At 58.8% G+C, this 17918-nt stretch carries 21 protein-coding genes; 15 read left to right on the forward strand and 6 right to left on the reverse strand.

The window, feature by feature from the left end:
- Positions 1–19: 19 nt before the first annotated feature.
- Positions 20–1081: an agmatinase gene (gene speB, locus AS026_RS14055; protein WP_062370169.1), complete on the reverse strand. Its 1062-nt coding sequence runs from the start codon at positions 1079–1081 to the stop codon at positions 20–22.
- A gap of 299 nt (positions 1082–1380) precedes the next feature.
- Between speB and AS026_RS14060 the strand changes: the two genes are divergently transcribed.
- The 3 genes from AS026_RS14060 (at position 1381) to AS026_RS14070 (ending at position 4347) form a co-directional block, all read left to right on the forward strand.
- Positions 1381–2241, forward strand: a complete 861-nt coding sequence (locus tag AS026_RS14060; RefSeq protein ID WP_062370172.1) for a LysR family transcriptional regulator — start codon at positions 1381–1383, stop codon at positions 2239–2241.
- Positions 2242–2350: 109 nt separating this feature from the next.
- A complete protein-coding gene (locus AS026_RS14065) occupies positions 2351–2710 on the forward strand; it encodes a Rid family hydrolase (RefSeq protein ID WP_062370174.1) in 360 nt (119 codons plus the stop codon).
- 1145 nt (positions 2711–3855) lie between these two features.
- On the forward strand, positions 3856–4347 hold the full coding sequence (locus tag AS026_RS14070) for a nucleoside deaminase (RefSeq protein WP_062370177.1): 492 nt from the start codon (positions 3856–3858) through the stop codon (positions 4345–4347).
- 488 nt (positions 4348–4835) lie between these two features.
- Here AS026_RS14070 and AS026_RS14075 read toward each other — a convergent pair whose 3' ends face one another.
- Together AS026_RS14075 and AS026_RS39940 are read right to left on the reverse strand one after the other, a co-directional pair.
- Positions 4836–5495, reverse strand: a complete 660-nt coding sequence (locus tag AS026_RS14075) for a methyltransferase family protein (protein ID WP_062370179.1) — start codon at positions 5493–5495, stop codon at positions 4836–4838.
- Between the two features lie 116 nt (positions 5496–5611).
- The gene (locus tag AS026_RS39940; protein ID WP_082728534.1) at positions 5612–5875 is read right to left on the reverse strand and encodes a PilZ domain-containing protein; all 264 of its coding nucleotides are present in this window, start codon (positions 5873–5875) and stop codon (positions 5612–5614) included.
- Positions 5876–6089: 214 nt separating this feature from the next.
- Between AS026_RS39940 and AS026_RS14080 the strand changes: the two genes are divergently transcribed.
- From AS026_RS14080 to AS026_RS14095, 4 genes are all read left to right on the forward strand, one after another.
- The gene (locus AS026_RS14080; RefSeq protein WP_062370181.1) at positions 6090–6311 is read left to right on the forward strand and encodes a hypothetical protein; all 222 of its coding nucleotides are present in this window, start codon (positions 6090–6092) and stop codon (positions 6309–6311) included.
- 32 nt (positions 6312–6343) lie between these two features.
- A complete protein-coding gene (locus AS026_RS14085) occupies positions 6344–6709 on the forward strand; it encodes a VOC family protein (RefSeq protein ID WP_062370183.1) in 366 nt (121 codons plus the stop codon).
- Positions 6710–6762: 53 nt separating this feature from the next.
- A complete protein-coding gene (locus tag AS026_RS14090) occupies positions 6763–6975 on the forward strand; it encodes a hypothetical protein (protein WP_062370185.1) in 213 nt (70 codons plus the stop codon).
- A gap of 318 nt (positions 6976–7293) precedes the next feature.
- Positions 7294–8022 (forward strand): MgtC/SapB family protein, encoded by a 729-nt coding sequence (locus AS026_RS14095; RefSeq protein ID WP_082728535.1) that lies wholly within the window; start codon positions 7294–7296, stop codon positions 8020–8022.
- Positions 8023–8260: 238 nt separating this feature from the next.
- On the opposite strand, the gene AS026_RS14100 is transcribed toward AS026_RS14095, so the two are convergent.
- Complete coding sequence (locus AS026_RS14100; protein ID WP_062370187.1) at positions 8261–8917, reverse strand: HAD-IA family hydrolase; 657 nt, start codon at positions 8915–8917, stop codon at positions 8261–8263.
- 330 nt (positions 8918–9247) lie between these two features.
- Here AS026_RS14100 and AS026_RS14105 point away from each other — a divergent pair, with 330 nt between their 5' ends.
- The 7 genes from AS026_RS14105 (at position 9248) to AS026_RS14135 (ending at position 14169) form a co-directional block, all read left to right on the forward strand.
- Positions 9248–9607 (forward strand): ArsR/SmtB family transcription factor, encoded by a 360-nt coding sequence (locus tag AS026_RS14105; protein WP_062370190.1) that lies wholly within the window; start codon positions 9248–9250, stop codon positions 9605–9607.
- Positions 9595–10038 (forward strand): GNAT family N-acetyltransferase, encoded by a 444-nt coding sequence (locus tag AS026_RS14110; protein WP_062370192.1) that lies wholly within the window; start codon positions 9595–9597, stop codon positions 10036–10038. Before AS026_RS14105 ends, AS026_RS14110 begins: the two co-directional genes overlap by 13 nt.
- A 15-nt stretch (positions 10039–10053) precedes the next feature.
- A complete protein-coding gene (locus tag AS026_RS14115; protein WP_062370195.1) occupies positions 10054–10581 on the forward strand; it encodes an arsenate reductase ArsC in 528 nt (175 codons plus the stop codon).
- Position 10582: 1 nt separating this feature from the next.
- Positions 10583–11641, forward strand: coding sequence for an ACR3 family arsenite efflux transporter (arsB, locus tag AS026_RS14120; protein WP_062370198.1), 1059 nt, complete (start codon positions 10583–10585; stop codon positions 11639–11641).
- Positions 11638–12066 (forward strand): arsenate reductase (glutaredoxin), encoded by a 429-nt coding sequence (gene arsC, locus AS026_RS14125; RefSeq protein WP_205634468.1) that lies wholly within the window; start codon positions 11638–11640, stop codon positions 12064–12066. Before arsB ends, arsC begins: the two co-directional genes overlap by 4 nt.
- Positions 12059–12769 (forward strand): arsenical resistance protein ArsH, encoded by a 711-nt coding sequence (arsH, locus tag AS026_RS14130; RefSeq protein ID WP_082728536.1) that lies wholly within the window; start codon positions 12059–12061, stop codon positions 12767–12769. Before arsC ends, arsH begins: the two co-directional genes overlap by 8 nt.
- Before the next feature lie 380 nt (positions 12770–13149).
- The gene (locus AS026_RS14135) at positions 13150–14169 is read left to right on the forward strand and encodes an alcohol dehydrogenase (RefSeq protein ID WP_062370202.1); all 1020 of its coding nucleotides are present in this window, start codon (positions 13150–13152) and stop codon (positions 14167–14169) included.
- Between the two features lie 424 nt (positions 14170–14593).
- Here AS026_RS14135 and AS026_RS14140 read toward each other — a convergent pair whose 3' ends face one another.
- Together AS026_RS14140 and AS026_RS14145 are read right to left on the reverse strand one after the other, a co-directional pair.
- Positions 14594–15070, reverse strand: coding sequence for a DUF995 domain-containing protein (locus AS026_RS14140; RefSeq protein ID WP_062370204.1), 477 nt, complete (start codon positions 15068–15070; stop codon positions 14594–14596).
- A 243-nt stretch (positions 15071–15313) separates the two neighbouring features.
- The gene (locus AS026_RS14145; protein WP_062370206.1) at positions 15314–16402 is read right to left on the reverse strand and encodes a helix-turn-helix transcriptional regulator; all 1089 of its coding nucleotides are present in this window, start codon (positions 16400–16402) and stop codon (positions 15314–15316) included.
- A 444-nt stretch (positions 16403–16846) separates the two neighbouring features.
- On the opposite strand from AS026_RS14145, the gene AS026_RS14150 reads away from it, so the two are divergent.
- Positions 16847–17788 carry an aldo/keto reductase gene (locus AS026_RS14150; protein ID WP_062370208.1) on the forward strand — a complete coding sequence of 314 codons (942 nt, stop codon included), beginning with the start codon at positions 16847–16849 and terminating at the stop codon, positions 17786–17788.
- Positions 17789–17918: the final 130 nt, after the last annotated feature.

Below are 17918 nucleotides of genomic sequence, written 5' to 3' on the forward strand. Positions count from 1 at the left end.
GACGATTGGTCAGACTGTTTCAGGTGGCCCGCTTGCGTGCGGACGGACTGAACATGGCAAGGCAAAGCAGTTCGAACAGTACCTGTGCTGCTATCTGGGCAGTATTGGTAGTCGCGTCATACTGCGGTGCGACCTCTACCACGTCGCCGCCGACGAGATTAACACCTCGGAAACCGCGCAGCATGGCGAGAACTTCTCTTGGAAGCAGTCCACCAACCTCCGGTGTTCCAGTTCCCGGCGCAAAGGCGGGATCCAGGCTGTCGACATCAAAACTGATATATGTCGGGCCGGAACCGACAACATCGAGGGCGCGCGCGATGACAGCCTTGATGCCCATCTCCGCGACTTCCTCGGCGTGTACAACCGTCATGCCCGAAGCGAAAGAGAATTCCCAGAGGTATTCGGCTCCGCCTCGAATGCCGATCTGGATCGTTCTCTTGGGGTCGAGGACACCGGCGAGGACAGCCTCCCGGAACGGTGCGCCGTGATGGAACTTGGAGCCCTCATATGGCCCGGCCGTATCACAATGGGCATCGATGTGGATCATTCCAACGGGAGTACGGCTTGCAAATCCCTTGAGGATCGCGCCGGAAATGGAATGGTCTCCCCCCACGGACAAGGGGATCACTCCGGTATTGGCGATCATGCGGTAGCAGGCCTCGATGTCCGCGTGGCAACCGGCGAGATCAAAGCGGCTTCTCATCGGAACGTCACCGACATCAGCGACCTTGAGCTTGCCCATCGGCGCGACCCGAAGAACATGCTCGTAGGGTCCGACACGTTCGATCGCCCTGACAGCCCTCGGACCCAACCGTGATCCGGCTCGATTGGTTACGCCAAGGTCCATTGGCACGCCGATAAGAGCTACATCAAGGGCCTCCAGAACCTCCGGCCTGATGCCATTCTCGATGAAGGACGCGCCAAGGAAGGTCGCCGGATCGGCAAACGGCCATTTGCGGCTGTCGCCATCCTTGAAGACGCTTGCCGCAACTTCGCGAAAATGTGGATCCTGCATTTCACCGCCGGCGGCATTGCCGAAGCGACGGCGTAGGTCCTCCAGAAAATCCTGGTCAATCGTCAAGATAGGCTCCCCCGTTTGATCCGAGATGCCATCATTCGCCGAGCCAAAAGGCTTTACAACCTTGATATTTCGTGAGGGCCTATAACGATTTCTGATACTCCAGTCGCTCCCATTGCAGCATTCAGCGCCGGGTCCGTTCAGAAAACCTTATAGGCTGAGCGTGGGAGGCGATTGTGACATTACGGACGACGGCAAAGCTTCTTGCCGTTGCGCATGAACTTCAGATCGTACAATGTCCAGCCTAGCCGAAGACGGGGACCGTCACACGGCTGGTTTAACGCAGACGAAGAACCCGCCTGATGCTTGATCTCGATTCATATTTGTTGCGGGCGTTCCTGACGGTCGCCGAAATCGGCACGGTCAACGGCGCTGCTGCCAAATTGCACCGAACTCAAGCGGCAGTGAGCATGCAGATCCGCAAGCTCGAGGAGCTCGTCGGGGTAACGCTCTTTTCCCGGTCGTCCAAGGGACTTGAGCTCACCGCTCACGGCCAGATCATGGTGGCCTACGCCCGAGAGATCGTGGTCCTTTCCGACGAGGTCGGCCGCAGGCTCACCGGAAAGATACTTCAAGGGCGCATCCGTCTCGGAGTCGTCGAGGACTTCGCGGCCAGTCGACTGATAAACATCCTTCGTGACTTCAGGGCTCAGAACCCCAAAGTTGATATCGACATAATCGTCGAGCCCAACCGGCGTCTGGCAGAGATGTTTGAAGAAGACAAACTCGATCTCGTTGTTTGCGATATCACCGTCCTCAATCGGAAACCCATCCTGATCTGGACCGAGTATCTCACCTGGGTTGTCAGATCGGATTTCGTGGTCGACGCAAGCAAGCCGCTCCCGGTGATCATGTTTGATGAGAGCTGCCCCTGGAATGTCCGCACCATCGCGACGTTGTCGCAGCGGAACATAAAATGGAAGACGGCATGCGTTGCTTCCACGTTGGTCGCGATGGCAACGGCGGTAAGGGTCGGCATTGGTGTCGGTCCTATGCTTGAAGCCACGATCCCCGAGGGATGTCGTGCGCTGGACAAGGCCGCTGACCTACCTGGCGCAGTGCGGATCGAGATTGGATTCTATGCCCAGTCCGGGGCATCCGAGGGCGTTCGTTATCTTGTCGAGTTCGTGTCACGACACACCGCCATGGCGGACCGTCCATAACGACCCGTTATAGCCGCGAAAAATAAAACAGCCTGTTCAACTGGCGCGATGGCTGCAATCTGACCTTCGGCAGCAACCGGCATGCCAAGTGAAACAAGGATACCGGCCGATGGCTATCGAGCACTCGTCCGTGGACGAGGAAACGCCACTCCAAACAGTTCATATTATCGGCCAGATCGCCATCTCCGCCGCGGGGGAGAGCGTAAGTGCGCAAACGACCGAAATTCTTCATCGCATTGATGTCCTTCTCAAGGAGGCGGGCACCGATAGGGACGAACTGATTCAAGCAAACATCTGGCTTCGGGATCTCATGGGTTTTGACGAAATGAATGCCGTTTGGGAAGGATGGGTAGCTGCCGGCACGACACCTCGGAGGACCACTTTTGAAGATCGGACCCTGCCACGCTTGTGCGATATCCGGGTAGACGTGATCGCTTGGCGGAAGACCGAAGAGTTTGCCTCGCCGTGAAGGCGTTGACGGTATGCTTATTGCAGTAGCAGTCGTCGCGACTTGCGCAACCCGACAACGCCAGTCGAGGAAGCGCTTGAGCAGCGGGCGACCCTTGCGTCCCGTTCATTCAACTCGGCAACCAGGCTGTCCACCGTGGGTACGGGCAGGCCATCGACGGAATAACCCGAACTGGCCGGTCACCTGAAAAGGTGTCAATCATTGCCCCACCGCCGTTTGATGAGCGTGTTCTCGAGCGTTGTTGCTTTCTATCCATCGGTCGGCATAGGCAAAACGTAGATTAAAAAAAGCATCGGGACACAAGTCGATACATGGGCCCAGCTGCGGACTGGATTTGGTGACTGTTTCTAATCAGTAGTCACACGCGTGATCGTGCGTGCCTGTAGGAACAAACGACGTGTAACGCCATTTACCTTCTATCAATGGAGGAAATGCGATGCCCTATGATCCTAATTCTGAGAAAGGCCTCGACCTTCGCTCGACGCCACTTGCACGTCGAGGCGGAGCCTGGGGCCCTTGGATTGCTCTCGCCGCCATCATTTTGTTAGCTGCATTTGCATGGATCCAGTGGGGTGGCACGGCAACCGACCCAACTTCAACTGCATCCACAACGCCCCCGATTTCTCGATCTATTCCGAAGCCAGTGATTCCCGTAAGCCCGCCGGCCGCCGCTCCGGCAAATCCGTCAACCGGTACTCAGCCGTAAGCCGCGACGATGGAATGGCCGCTTGGAACCATCGTGGCAGTTTGCTCGAGACCTTCACTTCACCTAAACAGTCGTCATTTTCCTCTGCCAAGTGTGGCCTTGATGGCGGTGACTTTGCCCTCAGGCGATTAAAGTGAAAGCTCAAGAAAACAATTCAACCCGATATGACAATGGGCAAAGGAATACGCGGTTGAAGAGAGCGTGACGTGATGGGGCATCACGTCGGGAGCGGGAGCAGAAACCAAAATCATCGACAACATGTGGCCTCGGCAACCTCTCAAGGAGAGCATGGTGGGTATCGGCACCCGTTACCCGCCCACGGAGTCGCCGATCTCGAAGCGCGGAACGCCAAATTATCCGCCAGGATCATTAGCAGCACCTTGGAAATCCGTTCGATTCAGGGCAAATTCAAGCCGCTCTAGTGTTTGGGGAGGTTTCGATGGAGAACCACGAGCCATTTTTGCACGAGGCAATTGCACTTTCGAAATCCGCGGTAGAACACGGGGACGAACCGTTTGGGTCGCTGCTGGTCAAGGACGGCGACATAATCCTGCGTGCTGAAAACAGTGTCTATACCGGCCACGATATGACCAATCACGCCGAGATGAATCTGGTTAAGCTGGCGGCAAAGCACTACGATACTGCTTTTCTCGATCACTGCACGATTTACACAAGCACGGAGCCTTGCGCGATGTGCTCGGGAGCAATTTATTGGTCGGGTATCGGGCGCATGGTGTTTGCGTGCTCGGAAACGCGGCTTGGCGAAATCGCTGGGATCGGGTTGAACGTGCCGAGCCGGTCGATTTTGCAAACCGGCGCGCGCGTCGTCAGTGTGGTTGGTCCGACGAACCTCCAAGACGAAGCCGCAAAAGTACATCAGGAATTCTGGCCGAAGCATCTGGCAGGGCACAGCTTCGTTGGGTCGTTATAGTCCAACCGCGCAACTGAGGCCCCTTGCGATCGATGACCTGCGGACGACTTCAGATAGTCGCGACAGCGCAAATGCTTTAAGCGGCCCCTTCCATGTGCGCTAGCAGCATTCATAGGAGGCGCGGGTGAGACCGATCTGAAGGGCGTCTCATGAGAATTCGGTACGTCGTGCTGGCAAGCCTGCTGGCCGCCACTTCTTGCGCGAAACGTTCTGACGCAATCGTTCCGGTAGATATTCCGATGGCGGCATAAACTGGATCGAGCCGTCCCGTCACTCGGTCTTGCAATTAACGCTGTGGTCTTGCAATTAACGCTGCGTTCTCGAACGACGACCTTGCTTATCCTTCAACTGCAAAACTGAAGTGGTAGGTACCCAGCCCGCGAAGGCTTCCCGCAAATTGTCAGGATCCGCATTAGGACTAAACGTAGCCTAGCCGATCATGGCTGCATTGGGCGAAGCACGCTTCCGCTTCTCAAGGCGGGTCGGTCTCACCAAATTCCCGGCAGAAGCCGCCATCGGACCCGCGCGGCGTAATCCGAGTAGCCCGCAAGCTCCGCGCGAAGTATTCGGTCCTCCGTGATGGTGCGATAGAGCAGAAACGGCAGGCTAAAGAGCACAACAAGCACAGCAGCAAGCCACGATCCGAGCGCGGGTCCGCTTGCCGCTATGATCAGAAATCCAGCGGCGTAGCCAGGGTGGCGGACGAAGGCATAAGGTCCCGTGCTGATGACGTGCTGACCGCGGTCGGCCTGGATGCGAATGACTGAGGAGAAAAACCGGTTCACACGCATAGCCCATAGTGCAAGGGCGTACCCGGCCGCGACCGCGAACAGGCAAACGCCCTGAAGCCAATCGGGCACGTTGTCGCTCCAATGGAAACGGCCACGGTCAAGTCCGGCAACGATCCAGTGCGCGAACAGAACGAGCGAGAAGACCCTCAGCGAGAGCGGCGGCTTCTTGCCACCCGGCCGCATGCGTTCGCGTAGGAGGTCCGGATCGAGCGCTGCGAATGAAACGATCATGACAACAGCGAAGATTGCGAGATAGGCCCAAAAGCCCGGGACAGCCATCGTGCCGGCCGCTGCGAACAATGCGGCAGCCGCGGCGACTACAAACAAACCCGCCTTGAAGTAAGCCGAGATGGGCATCCGCTACCGTACCACCTCAAAGGAGAATTAAATCACGACTTTTAGGTTACCCCGTTGTCTTGCTTGCGTCGACAGAGACGGCAGAATTTGGCGCTGGCGGACGGATTTCTGCCTGCTCACGCAGCATTGGTCGACGGCTTCGAGAAAGCGACTCCCAGGGAAGCTACTTGACGCCACGCGATACGACAGCAACGAAAAACCCGACCATCTGAAAGATGCAGATCGAAATTCGCTGGAACAGCAACAGCGCCGTCCATAACCAGACGCGCGCCGCCTTCTGATAGGTCCTTGACGACACAATCTAGAACGCTGGAACCTCCATTGAGGAGTATTTTCGCGCCGATGAGCGTGCGCCTCCTTTGGGTCTTTCTGCCGTCCATAAAACGCCCTGCCAATGCCACGCCACCGTGTACGCAGGGGAACGTAAAAACCGAGTATACGAGCCGGCATTGCAGACCTTCCACATCGTGATGGCGCGTATTTCTAATGACCTAATTTCAAATGAGGGATAGGATGTAACGTTGGACCAGATGCACGGCACGGTTCAATTGAGAGACCTCTCCGCGCTCTTGCCATTATGGGAGGAACGCAACCATGCAAATCCCCACATTCAGCCTGGAAAATGGCGAAGTTGACGTTCTCACCTCCGTCATCGGTGCCTGGTGCGACGCCAATCAAATGGATGCGGAAAGCGAGTGCGCACGTGCCGTAATTGCCACGGCACTTAACCTGATGGAGGCCGGCTACAGGACCCGTGAGAGTTTATCGATCGCACTCGCCAATGCATTGGCGCCTGATGACTTGAGTTTCAGGTGACGCGCATCAACCCAGACAAAGGAGAAACGATCATGGCCTCCGTCCGATATATCGTCATTGACGTTGACGAGGCGGTTGCGTTTTATCGAGACAACCTCACCTTCAAGCTCGACAAGCACAGTCCGGGCAAATTCGCAGCACTCGTGCGCGATGACCTGACGCTTTATCTCAGCGCGCCCGGAGCAGGAAGCGGTGGCCAGGCTGGTGGCAATCCGAAGCCGGGCGGATGGAACCGGTTCATGATCGTCACAAACGAACTCGATGCGCTGATTGAGCGCTTGCGCCGGGCCGATGCAAGTTTCCGCGGCGATATAAGCGACGGCGGTGCTGGCCGTGCTATCCTGCTTGAAGATCCGTCGGGCAATGTCATCGAACTGTTCGAGTTCAAGAAGGACTGAGACCGCCCCCTCTTCCCCGGCAAGACGCACGAAGTCTCTTGGAGGAGAATGCCATGTCCACCGGCGATAGCTGGATATTCAAAAGCACGTTGAAGCACGCGAACGTCCAAGCATTGAACCCAGAACAGCGGGAGCTCGTCGATGCTTATCGGCTAGGGAAACTCGACGAACAGGATTTCCAGTGTCAGCTTTTAAAAGATCCCGCGTTGGCCAAGTGGGTGCGTCAGGTATTGGAAGCCGCAAGCCGTGAGCCCCTGAGTAAATGATGCGCGCGTTGTTCGGCCGCTTGATCCCGGCATCCTCTCTACGGCGATCCCGCGGCCCAGCGCCTCGTCCTGCGCTTCCCGCGTTGTCGATGACCTCAAAGCAGTGACCGCGCTTCCCGGCACACGTGGATCGTGCCTCCGTCAGGCGAAGGAACAAAATTGAGTCCTGTCGATTGGCCTTGAAAGTATGGAAGAAAAGCCAATGAAGCCGAAAACGACGGCTGCATGACAGCGTTCGTGGCCCGGTGGCTTACTTTATCGCTACTCGCACGGGCGGCCGCGATCAGCTGCCTGGTGGCAGCATTCGGAGGCCTGACAATGGAGCCATGGGATCTTCTGCTGAACCGAATGTCTGAGGAGCTCACGTGGCCGGACATTCTCTTGCGCGTGCTACTGACCGTTGTCGCGGCGTCCCTGATCGGCATCAATAGGGAAAAGGGCGGTCATGCCGCCGGCTTCAGAACAACCGTCCTCGTCGGCCTGGCGGCGTGCCTTGCCATGCTACAGGCGAACGCGTTGCTGGTCGTGGAAGGAAGTCACGAACATTCCGGCTTTGCGCGCATGGACGTTCTACGCTTCGCACTTGGTGTGCTGACGGGCGTGGGCTTCATTGGCGGCGGTGCCGTCCTGCATCGAGGAAACTTCGTCACCGGCGTCACAACGGCTGCGACCATCTGGGCCATGACCACAATCGGCCTTTGCTTCGGCGGCGGACAGCTAGGAATCGGTGTTGTCGGCACCGTGGTTGCCTTTTTCTTTCTTTCCCCGATGCAAGCCCTGGACAATTGGCTAGCAAGGCGGCAGCGAGCGACGGTTGAAATCCTAGTCGATGGAACGCTGAGAGAGGAGGACGTGAGACGGGCGCTTGATGTTTATGATTGCACGGTTCATTTCGTCTCAAGCCGCACTCGCCACGACACCAAGAATTTGCTGGTCTTCGACGTCAGATGGAAATCGAGGACGTCAGCCAATACGGAAGTGGTTTATCGTGAACTTCAGCGGCACTTCAAGGTAGAGCATTTTGCGCTCAGCGAACACCCGGTCTGAGGTCGGCAGTTATCTCGGTTGGCAGTGAAAGGCCAAGCTCACCCAATAACCAGCGACGCGCTTTGTTCCGAGTAAACGAATAAACATGCCGTCCCCAGGGAGCGAACCTTCGGGCCATTGGACGCGGAAACGCGTTGCCTTAAGATCGACCCAGATCCCGAGCCAACGTTTTGTCTAAGCGATCGCTGGCCGATTCTGGTCACAGCCTATGGTCAGCGGCCCCCCGCCGTCATTGCAATCAGCGCTGGGTTCGCTCAACTCCCAGTGACGCTCCTACCACCAGGGCACGCAGACCCAAGTAGTCAGGCACGGCCGGCCGGTTCTGAAGGGTCGCACTGTTGGTGTGGGTAATAACAATAACAGAAGCACCAGCAGCCTCCGCGGCATGTATCCCCGCGTCAGCATCCTCGAAGACCAGGCATCGCATGGGATCAACGGAAAGACGTTCGGCGCCGGCAAGAAACGGGTCGGGCTTCGGTTTTCCTCGCCTTACATTCTCCGCGGCAATGATGGCCTTCGGTTGCGGCAAGCGGGCGGCTGCAATACGCCTCAATGCAAGCTCCTTTGGAGCAGAGGTCACCACCGCCCATTTCTCACTTGGAAGCGATGTCAGGAACTCGAGCGCTCCGGGGATTGGAACAACGCCGTCGAGATCCGCGAGCTCGCGTTCTGTGATTTCGGCGGCGGCCCTTTCCGGATCAATTCCCGAAGCCCTCAGGTCAGCCATCGTGTCCTCCACCCGCCGACCATGATAGGGCGGCGTCGGAATTCCGTTGTCCCTTGCCCAGCCTCCCCAGACGCGCTCCGACGCAGCACTGGAATCGAGGATCGTTCCGTCCATGTCGAACAGGAACGCGTCAAAGAATTGGGTTTCGAGCGGGTTAAACGATAACATTCTTTCTTCTTCTGCCTGATGAACGAGTATTGAAAGGAATGTGCCGTCGGGGCGCGGTTGCCGCTGACGTGCGCGGACTGGAGTGTTGGGCGTTGCCGTTGCCGGCGCCGCGCTATTCACCGGACGGTGACGCCTGGACCGCATAGTGCTGATCGTCCAACCCGTCAATGACCAAGGCGCATTAAAGGCCCTCAAGCTCGGTGGCAGAGCCCGGCAGATCACGCTCGGCGAGACACTTGTTGCGACGCCATTTCGTCGATTAACGTTCCGGTACGCCGCGGGTCCGCAGGTAGCAGTTGACATTAAAAATCCATCCGTTATTCTGGATATATGGAATCAAAAGTGGCAATTGCGGCGCTTGCCGCCCTGGCGCAGACGACAAGGCTAGAAACCTTCCGCTTGCTTGTGAAGTCCGAGCCGGACGGCATTCCGGCCGGGGAACTGGCGCGAATGGTGGATGTCCCCCAGAACACCATGTCCGCCCATCTTGCGACCCTTTCGAGGGCGGGCATCGTCAAGAGCGAGCGACGTAGCAGGTCGATCATCTACCGGGCGGACCTGGAAGGTTTCCGCGAACTCACGCTCTTTCTGCTCAAGGACTGCTGCGGCGGAAACGCCGAGCTGTGCGCTCCGCTGATCGCCGACCTCACACCCTGCTGTTCGCCGGAGACCGGGCCGTGCGTGAACTGAAACTCGATCCGGTCAGTGTTTCTGACGAGCTGACGACCGGTCTTGCGGCAGCTGGGCTACCGATCGACGACATCGGCGAACCGGGGCGATCATACTTCCGGCTCGCTGACACCGAGAACCAGATCTTTGGCTACTCCGGGATCGAAGCGGCCTCGCACGATGCTGTTCTCCTGCGGTCTATGCTGATCCTACCGGCATTCAGGTCACAGGGATATGGCCGCCGCCTCGCGGTAATGACGATCGCGCGAACGCCAAACGGATCCGCCGTCTATCTCGCGACCACCAACGCTGCACGGTTTTTCGAGCACCTCGGCTTTGCGGCTGTTGGGCGCGATCAAGTTCCCCAAGCGATCCTTTCCACCCGCCAGCTCTCGGGGCTCTGTCCCGCGTCGGCGACGATCATGAAACTGACCAGGCGGCCCGCGACCTAACCAGGGAACACGACCATGACCGACAAGACTTACAACGTGCTCTTCCTGTGCACGGGCAATTCCGCACGCTCTATCCTCGCTGAGTCCATCCTCAACAAGGAAGGCGCTGGTCGCTTCAGGGCATTCTCCGCCGGCAGCCAGCCCAAGGGTGAAGTCAACCCGCATGCGCTCAAGGAGCTGGACGCCCTCGGCTATCCCTCGACGGGTTTCTCATCGAAAAGCTGGGACGTCTTCGCTGAACCTGGCGCGTTTGAAATGGATTTCATCTTTACGGTCTGCGACAGCGCCGCTGGAGAAGTCTGCCCGGTCTGGATCGGCCACCCGATGACGGCGCACTGGGGCGTCGAAGACCCCGCTGCCGTGGTGGGAAGCGAGGCCGACATCCAGCGCGCCTTCGCGCAGGCGGCTCGCTTCCTCAAGAACCGCATTACCGCCTTCATCAACCTGCCTTTGGCTTCCATCGACCGCATGGCGCTCGAACAGCATGTCCGGCAGATTGGCTCGCTCGAAGGCGCGTCCGTCAAATCCGCAAAGGCTGAGTGAGATGTCCACGTTCGAACGATATCTGACCGTCTGGGTCTTCCTCTGCATCGTGGTTGGGATCGCGCTCGGCCATGTCATGCCTGGCGTGTTCCATAGCATCGGCTCGGCCGAAGTCGCCACGGTAAACATCCCGGTCGCCGTGTTGATCTGGCTGATGGTCATCCCGATGCTGCTGAAGATCGATTTCGGTTCTCTGGCGAAGGTCGGCAGCTATTGGCGCGGGATCGGGGTCACCCTCTTCGTCAACTGGGCCGTCAAGCCATTCTCGATGGCACTTCTCGGCTGGCTGTTCGTCGGATGGCTTTTCCGCCCACTGCTGCCGGCCGAGCAGATTGACTCATACATTGCTGGTCTGATCATTCTGGCGGCCGCGCCGTGCACCGCCATGGTGTTCGTGTGGTCGAACCTCACGAAGGGCGAGCCCCACTTCACCCTGTCACAGGTAGCCCTCAATGACGCCATCATGATCGTCGCTTTCGCACCGATCGTCGGACTGCTATTGGGCCTCTCGGCGATCACCGTCCCCTGGGATACTCTGGCGATATCAGTGGTCCTCTATATCCTCATCCCGGTCGCCATCTCCCAGATCGTTCGCAAGCGCCTGACTGCCGATGGCACGACGCGAACCCTAGACAGTTTGCTGGCAAGGCTGCAGCCCCTTTCGCTTCTCGCCCTCCTTGCCACCTTGATCCTGCTCTTCGGGTTCCAGGGCGAGCAAATCATCGCGCAGCCCGCCGTCATCGGCTTGCTCGCGGTGCCGATCCTGATCCAGGTCTACTTCAACTCCGGACTGGCCTACCTGCTGAACCGGATATCGGGCGAACAGCATTGCGTCGCCGGTCCGTCGGCGCTCATCGGAGCCAGCAATTTCTTCGAGCTTGCGGTCGCGGCCGCCATCAGCCTGTTCGGCTTCCAGTCCGGAGCCGCGCTCGCGACTGTTGTCGGGGTCCTCATCGAGGTCCCCGTGATGTTGTCGGTGGTCTGGATCGTGAACCGCACCAAGGGCTGGTACGAGGCCGCACCCGCCGTATCCCGAAACACCATCCCCGAAAGGACATGACCATGAACGTCACGATCTACCACAATCCCGCATGCCGGACGTCGCGGAACACGCTTGAGATGATCCGCAATGCGGGCATCGAGCCGAGTGTAATCGAATACCTCAAGACGCCGCCGTCACGAGCCGAACTGGTGAAAATGATCGCAGACGCGGGCCTCACCATGCGTCAGGCGATCCGTGAGAAGGGAACGCCCTACGAAGAACTTGGTCTCGACAATCCGGCACTCACCGACGACCAATTGCTCGACGCCATGCTCAAGGACCCGATCCTGATCAACCGTCCGTTCGTCGTCACACCGCTCGGCACGAGGTTGAGCCGGCCGTCTGAAGCTGTGCTCGATATCCTGCCGGATACCCACAAAGGTGCCTTCACCAAGGAAGACGGCGAGAAGGTTCTCGACGAGAAGGGAAAGCGCGTTGTCTGAGGAATTCCCCGCTCTCGAGGAGCGGCATCTCCCCCAGCCTGACCTCGAAGCGCTCCGCCCGCGGTTCTCGACACACAAGCCGCGCATCCTGATCCTCTATGGCTCGCTTAGGGAGGTCTCCTACAGCAGGCTTCTCGCTCACGAAGCGCGCCGCCTGCTCGAACGCCTGGGTTGCGAGGTTCGGGCGTTCGATCCCAAGGGATTGCCGCTGCCGGACGAAGCGCCGACATGCCATCCCAAGGTCCAGGAGCTCAGGGAGCTTTCCGAGTGGTCCGAGGGCCAGGTCTGGGTGAGCCCCGAGCGCCACGGCGCGATGACAGGTGTGATGAAGTCCCAGATCGACTGGATACCGCTGGCGGTCGGCTCAGTACGGCCGACGCAGGGAAAGACGCTCGCGGTAATGCAGGTATCTGGCGGCTCGCAGTCGTTCAACGCCGTCGGCCAGCTCCGCATCCTCGGCCGCTGGATGCGGATGATCACGATCCCCAACCAGTCCTCGGTCGCCAAGGCCTATCAGGAGTTCAATGCCGACGGACGGATGAAGCCGTCGTCCTACTACGATCGTGTCGTCGACGTCTGCGAGGAACTGGTAAAGTTCACCTTGCTCACCCGCGACGCCTCGACCTACCTCACGGACCGCTACAGCGAGCGGAAGGAAGACGCGGACAAGCTCGAACAGAGAGTGCAGCTGAAGTCGATCTGACGGCTACCTGTGTCGCCAGACCTTGGTGGCGGACAGAAGCAGGATCACGGTGAGCGCGGGCAGAAGTACCGCGTTCGGAACGATCCCCAGCAGCAAGCCGCCGATGACCATTGGCGGAGGGCACAGGGGAAAGTAGCGTCGATTGATTCTGGACCGGCACGTCATCGCTAACCTGCAATAGTTGCATTGTCTGGGCCCAGGCACGACAGCGTTCGTTGGTCACCGTAACCTCCCTGCTCCCTCGTCCTTGTACTTTGCGCCAGTCACCAGATTGAAGAGGCTGTCCATCGCGCTAGATGCCGCCACGCGGACCAAGGCCCGTTGCTGTGGCGACGTCGCTACACGTGGAACCTGGCACAACGAAATCTGAGGAGGGTTCAATGCCGAGCATGCGCTGTGTTGAAGTAAAAACCGCAAATCAATCATTGCAAATGGTCGAACGCGAGATTCCGACCCCGACCGCTGGCCAGGTCTTGATCAGGGTTCAGGCATGCGGAGTATGCCACAGTGACAGTTTCACGGTGATGGGAGCGTTTCCCGGCATCGCCTACCCACGCGTGCCGGGTCACGAGGTGGTCGGCGTGATCGATAAGGTCGGTGAGCGCGTGCCCAACTGGAAGCCCGGTCAACGGGTGGGTGTTGGTTGGCACGGAGGCCATTGTGGGCATTGCCCGTCCTGTCGGCGCGGCGATTTCGTAACCTGCCAGAACGCACAAATTCCCGGCATCAGTTACGACGGCGGCTATGCGGAGTATATGATCGCACCATTTGAAGCTCTAGCCGCAATCCCTGATGGGCTCGATGCAGCCGAGGCCGCTCCACTGCTATGCGCCGGGATCACGACCTACAACGCGTTGCGCAACAGCGGTGTTCGGGCGGGCGACACGGTTGCCGTGCTCGGCATCGGCGGACTCGGTCATCTCGGCGTACAATTCGCCGCGAAAATGGGTTGCCGCACGGTCGCTATCGCGCGGGGAGCCGACAAGGAGCCATTGGCGCGTGAGCTCGGTGCTCATCTCTATCTCGACAGCACCACCCAAGACGTTGCGGCCGAATTGGGAAAGCTGGGCGGAGCCCGCGTGATCCTGTCGACCGTCACCAATTCGAAGGCGATGAGCGAGGTGCTTGGTGGGCTGGCGGTTAATGGCAAGATGATCGTGCTTGGCGCGTCGTCCGAGCCAATCGAAGTCTCGCCACTCCTGTTGATTGGCGGACGTCGCGGAATTCAGGGATGGCCCTCAGGGACGTCGAGCGACTCGGAAGACACCCTGGCATTCAGCGCTCTCGCCAATGTTCGTCCGATGATCGAAACAATGCCGCTGGAGAGGGCCGCAGAGGCTTATGAGCGGATGATGAGTGGAGCGGCACGCTTCCGGATGGTGATCACGACCGGTAGGTGACCCAACGCGGACTATGCAGGTCTGTCCTTCCCGCAATCGCACGCATAAGCGCGCAGATGGCCCGCGGCTGAGTCCTCGATTAAGCCCTCGGTGGTAGCGAACGCCAGATGGGTCGAGCAGACTAGCTGCCGAGTGCATCATCGGACCTGGGAGAGCTGACCTCGCGTCTCTGGGAGCCCCTTGGCGCAAAAACCCACCCGGACGAGGATCTGAACGGGACGATCTCCTCGAGAACTTTGGCATGCTCGTCGTTGCGCCTGAAGTTCCGTCACAAAGAAGCTCATGAGGATTCAATCAGTTCCGGGAAGCCGCGTTACCCATTCATGTAGCGAAATGAGGAGACTTCGGACGTTCGCAAGACTCCCTTGTTTTCGGGAATCCGGCGCGCGCGTCCGAAAAAGACAAGGAGCGAAGGTCAGGCTTACTACTGCTTCGCCAGCTTTACCTTCAAGGCCTCAATTTTCGGGGTGATCGTGTCGCCGCTCGACAGCTTCGGCGTGAACTTCGTCCAGCTTCCGCCCTTGCTCGGCTCCGCGCGGTATAGAACCTTCGGCTTCGCGGTATCGCGCGCCCAGAGCTGACATTCGTCGGAATGGTTCGTTCCCCATGCTCCGGCCCACTGATCCGAGACACAAAGCTTCCCGTCCGCTGTCGACCAAGTGCCTGCGGCATGGGATGGTCCGTTTCCCGTATAACCCAGCATCTTGCCGTCGGCGCCAAGGTACCAGGAGATTGGTTCTTTCTCGCCCTTGTGGCCTTTCTCGGTGAAATTATATGTCTTCCCGGAGAACATTTCCTTGATCTCGGCCGCCGGAATTGGCGCGGCGCCTTTGGGCGCGGCCTGAGCGAGGGCCATGGTGGGGACGGCAGCAAGCACTGCCAAGGCAATGATCGGTCTCATGATAACCTCCAGTTGTCAGCAGAATCAAAACCGCGTTCGACCTGGACCGACAAACGGCGCCACAAGGCGCGCGGAACGGCCACAGCTCGAGCGGGCCAGCTCGGGTATTCCCTTGCAAATCGGTGGCCGGACACCTTCCGGCGAAATCCCTCGTCAACGCCGCAAGGGCACCCCTCCGGCCACCACAGTGCAGGCTATCAAATGCTGGGTTGGCGCGCATATATCATTTGATAGACGAACGCTTCAGTCGCCGCACTTGGCGAGACCGAAAATCAGCCGAGCGAGCTCAGCCTGCCGCTTCGAACCCGTCTTGTCGAAGACCGAGTGAAGCTGGGTTCGTATCGTGCCCACGGACACTGCGCGGGCCCTCGCCACTTCGTCGACGCTCTTGCCGAGGCCGATCTCGCGGGCGACGGACGCTTCCGCAGGAGTGAGGTCGTAGAGGCCAGCAAGAATGCCTTCGTCGACCGTTGCCTCCTTCGACAGCGGCGTGATGGCCAGCAGCAGATCGGCTGCATTGAAGATGTCGTTCGCGGCTCCGGCTATTGGAAGCGCGTGGACGACCATTGCAAGCTGATCCTCCTGTGCGGCGATCGGGAAGGAGCCGCCGTATTTGGTGACACCCGCTTCGAGCAGCGACTCCCAGCGGGCATCGGCTGTCTTCTGGTCGATGACCAGGCGATGTCGACAGTCGCGCATGGTACTCGGGATCAGGCGTTGGAAACTCTGATTGGCTACGACCAGCCGACCGTTCTTGAGGGCGCCGGCCCAAATGCCAAGCGCTTCCATTGCGTCGACTGTCGACTTGATCTGCTCGAACTTCAGCCGCGACGCCAGGAGAGCGGCGCGAGCGAGGTGTGGCCTAATCTCCGTCAGCGATGCGGTAACGTTTCTCGGGAGCGGCCCTTCCTCGAAACTGCGATGGATCGAGAGCTTGATGATATCTCCGGAAGGTGAAGTTATGCCCGTTCCGGCATGCCAGAAGCATCCGTGCGGTCGCATGAAGCCCTGATAATACTCGCTCGCCATCATTTCCTCGTAGGTCATGATGTCCGTGTCCATCAGGAATCGCGGTTCAGAGAACCTGCGGGTTCGCTCCTCGCTCAGGAGATATGGATTCTTTGAGCCCCAGTTCTCTGCGATGTAGACCTTCATCTTCGGAACGGCGGAGTCGTTCCCGATCCAACGAAAATCACCGTCCGGCGAGACGCCCATCAGAACGCCGTCGTGGGCATGGCTGCGGCGTGCCAGTTGATCGAGCAGTCCGCCACCCTTCCACAGCTCGGGAATGACTGCTGCTTCGTAGATCGATGCGATGAAATCGTGGTCCATCGGCGCCTCCGGTGCGACATTATCACAACGGAAAGCGCCCGGAAGCAACATGGTCGACGAGCAGCTACCTTCGATGGAGGTAGCCTTCCGGCGTGTGTGGGGGTCAACGCGCTTGATACGGCCATCAGCTCGCCGAACAGCGGTCGTTGTCTGTCGTCATGGCCCGACCTACAGGCAATCGCCGCCGTGCGTCGCCGGATGCGGCGGACGGCACGTAAAGACACCCCTTTGAACGCATTGTACGATCTCGCTTGCATAACGGTCCTCGCTACTGCATCCACTATCAGCTTCCGGAGATGAAGCGGACGACGTCCAATATTGCCGTTCCGGGGTTGAAGATCGCCTGTTCCTTGACGGGTGCTACTTCGGGCTCTACACCCGCTCCAACATTCCAGAGTCTGGGGCCGAGATGGTCAACTAGCGCTATCCTCGGATCAATCGTCAATGAAGTTTCGTCAACTTGGCGCCTCGCCGCTCAGACTGTCAGAAATCGGCTATGGCGCCAGCCGCATTGGCGACCTCGGCAGTGTTCTGGATTGCGAGGCTGTTCTGGAAGCGGTCTGGGATTGCGGGATCCGCTATTTTGACACAGCTCCGGGATACGGGCTGGGGCTTTCCGAACGGCGGCTCGGCGACTTCCTCAGAACGCAGGAACGGTCGTCCTACGTCCTGTCCACCAAGGTCGGCAAGATCCTGACACCGGTCGGCGGGCGTCCCTCGAATGTGATGCCTTTCGACATCGCGTACGACTACTCCTACGAAGGCGTGATGCGCTCCTTCGAGTTCAGCATGGCCAGGTTGGGATTGTCATCAATCGACATTCTACTGGCTGATGATCTCGAGGCCCCTACCCTTGGTCGCGCGGACTATCGACGGCACCTTGCCAAGTTCCTTGAAAGTGGTGTCAAGGCGCTGGACGAACTGAAGGCGAATGGAGACATTGCCGCCTTCGGCATCGGCGTGAACGATGTCGGCGTATGCCTTGACGTAATGCAGCGGGCCAAGCTCGACTGCATCATGCTCACGGGCCGCTACACGTTGATCGATCGGACCGCCGGAACTCGCCTCTTGGGACTGTGCCAGCGAACAGCAACGCCCCTGATCGTTGCAGGGATTTTGAACGGGGGAACGCTTCTTGAGGAGAATGCAGAGCGTGACGTCTCGGATCCTCTAGCGCCTTTTGCGAAGACAGCGCAGGAAATTGCCCGGGAGTCAGGCGTCAACTTGGCAAGCGCCGCCTTGCAATTTCCTCTTGCGAATTCATCAGTCGCTTCCGCTTTGCTTGGAACCACCGATGCCCAACGTATCAAGGGCTTGGTGGCGGGGATCAAGGAGCCGATCCCTGATCACGTCTGGTCAAGATTCAATTCTGTAGCCCTCAACTAGGGACGCCGGCGTCCAACACTCTGGATTCTTGTGGCGAGCACCGCACTCGCGGCTCTCATACATCCGAGACATCTAATTGATTTGATTGCGTTCTTTTACGTTCCTCGCTTGAGTATCGAATTATCACAAT

The organism is Rhizobium altiplani, from assembly GCF_001542405.1.
GTDB classification, from domain to species: Bacteria; Pseudomonadota; Alphaproteobacteria; order Rhizobiales; family Rhizobiaceae; genus Rhizobium; species Rhizobium altiplani.

Excerpts from the sequence above, each read along its gene's own strand:
- AS026_RS14060 (WP_062370172.1), top strand. The coding sequence starts at position 1,381 with ATGCTTGATCTCGATTCATATTTGTTGCGGGCGTTCCTGACGGTCGCC.
- AS026_RS14065 (WP_062370174.1), top strand. The coding sequence starts at position 2,351 with ATGGCTATCGAGCACTCGTCCGTGGACGAGGAAACGCCACTCCAAACA.
- AS026_RS14070 (WP_062370177.1), top strand. The coding sequence starts at position 3,856 with ATGGAGAACCACGAGCCATTTTTGCACGAGGCAATTGCACTTTCGAAA.
- AS026_RS14075 (WP_062370179.1), bottom strand. The coding sequence starts at position 5,495 with ATGCCCATCTCGGCTTACTTCAAGGCGGGTTTGTTTGTAGTCGCCGCG.
- AS026_RS39940 (WP_082728534.1), bottom strand. The coding sequence starts at position 5,875 with ATGGACGGCAGAAAGACCCAAAGGAGGCGCACGCTCATCGGCGCGAAA.
- AS026_RS14080 (WP_062370181.1), top strand. The coding sequence starts at position 6,090 with ATGCAAATCCCCACATTCAGCCTGGAAAATGGCGAAGTTGACGTTCTC.
- AS026_RS14085 (WP_062370183.1), top strand. The coding sequence starts at position 6,344 with ATGGCCTCCGTCCGATATATCGTCATTGACGTTGACGAGGCGGTTGCG.
- AS026_RS14090 (WP_062370185.1), top strand. The coding sequence starts at position 6,763 with ATGTCCACCGGCGATAGCTGGATATTCAAAAGCACGTTGAAGCACGCG.
- AS026_RS14095 (WP_082728535.1), top strand. The coding sequence starts at position 7,294 with ATGGAGCCATGGGATCTTCTGCTGAACCGAATGTCTGAGGAGCTCACG.
- AS026_RS14100 (WP_062370187.1), bottom strand. The coding sequence starts at position 8,917 with ATGTTATCGTTTAACCCGCTCGAAACCCAATTCTTTGACGCGTTCCTG.
- AS026_RS14105 (WP_062370190.1), top strand. The coding sequence starts at position 9,248 with ATGGAATCAAAAGTGGCAATTGCGGCGCTTGCCGCCCTGGCGCAGACG.
- AS026_RS14115 (WP_062370195.1), top strand. The coding sequence starts at position 10,054 with ATGACCGACAAGACTTACAACGTGCTCTTCCTGTGCACGGGCAATTCC.
- arsB (WP_062370198.1), top strand. The coding sequence starts at position 10,583 with ATGTCCACGTTCGAACGATATCTGACCGTCTGGGTCTTCCTCTGCATC.
- arsC (WP_205634468.1), top strand. The coding sequence starts at position 11,638 with ATGACCATGAACGTCACGATCTACCACAATCCCGCATGCCGGACGTCG.
- AS026_RS14135 (WP_062370202.1), top strand. The coding sequence starts at position 13,150 with ATGCCGAGCATGCGCTGTGTTGAAGTAAAAACCGCAAATCAATCATTG.
- AS026_RS14140 (WP_062370204.1), bottom strand. The coding sequence starts at position 15,070 with ATGAGACCGATCATTGCCTTGGCAGTGCTTGCTGCCGTCCCCACCATG.
- AS026_RS14145 (WP_062370206.1), bottom strand. The coding sequence starts at position 16,402 with ATGGACCACGATTTCATCGCATCGATCTACGAAGCAGCAGTCATTCCC.
- AS026_RS14150 (WP_062370208.1), top strand. The coding sequence starts at position 16,847 with ATGAAGTTTCGTCAACTTGGCGCCTCGCCGCTCAGACTGTCAGAAATC.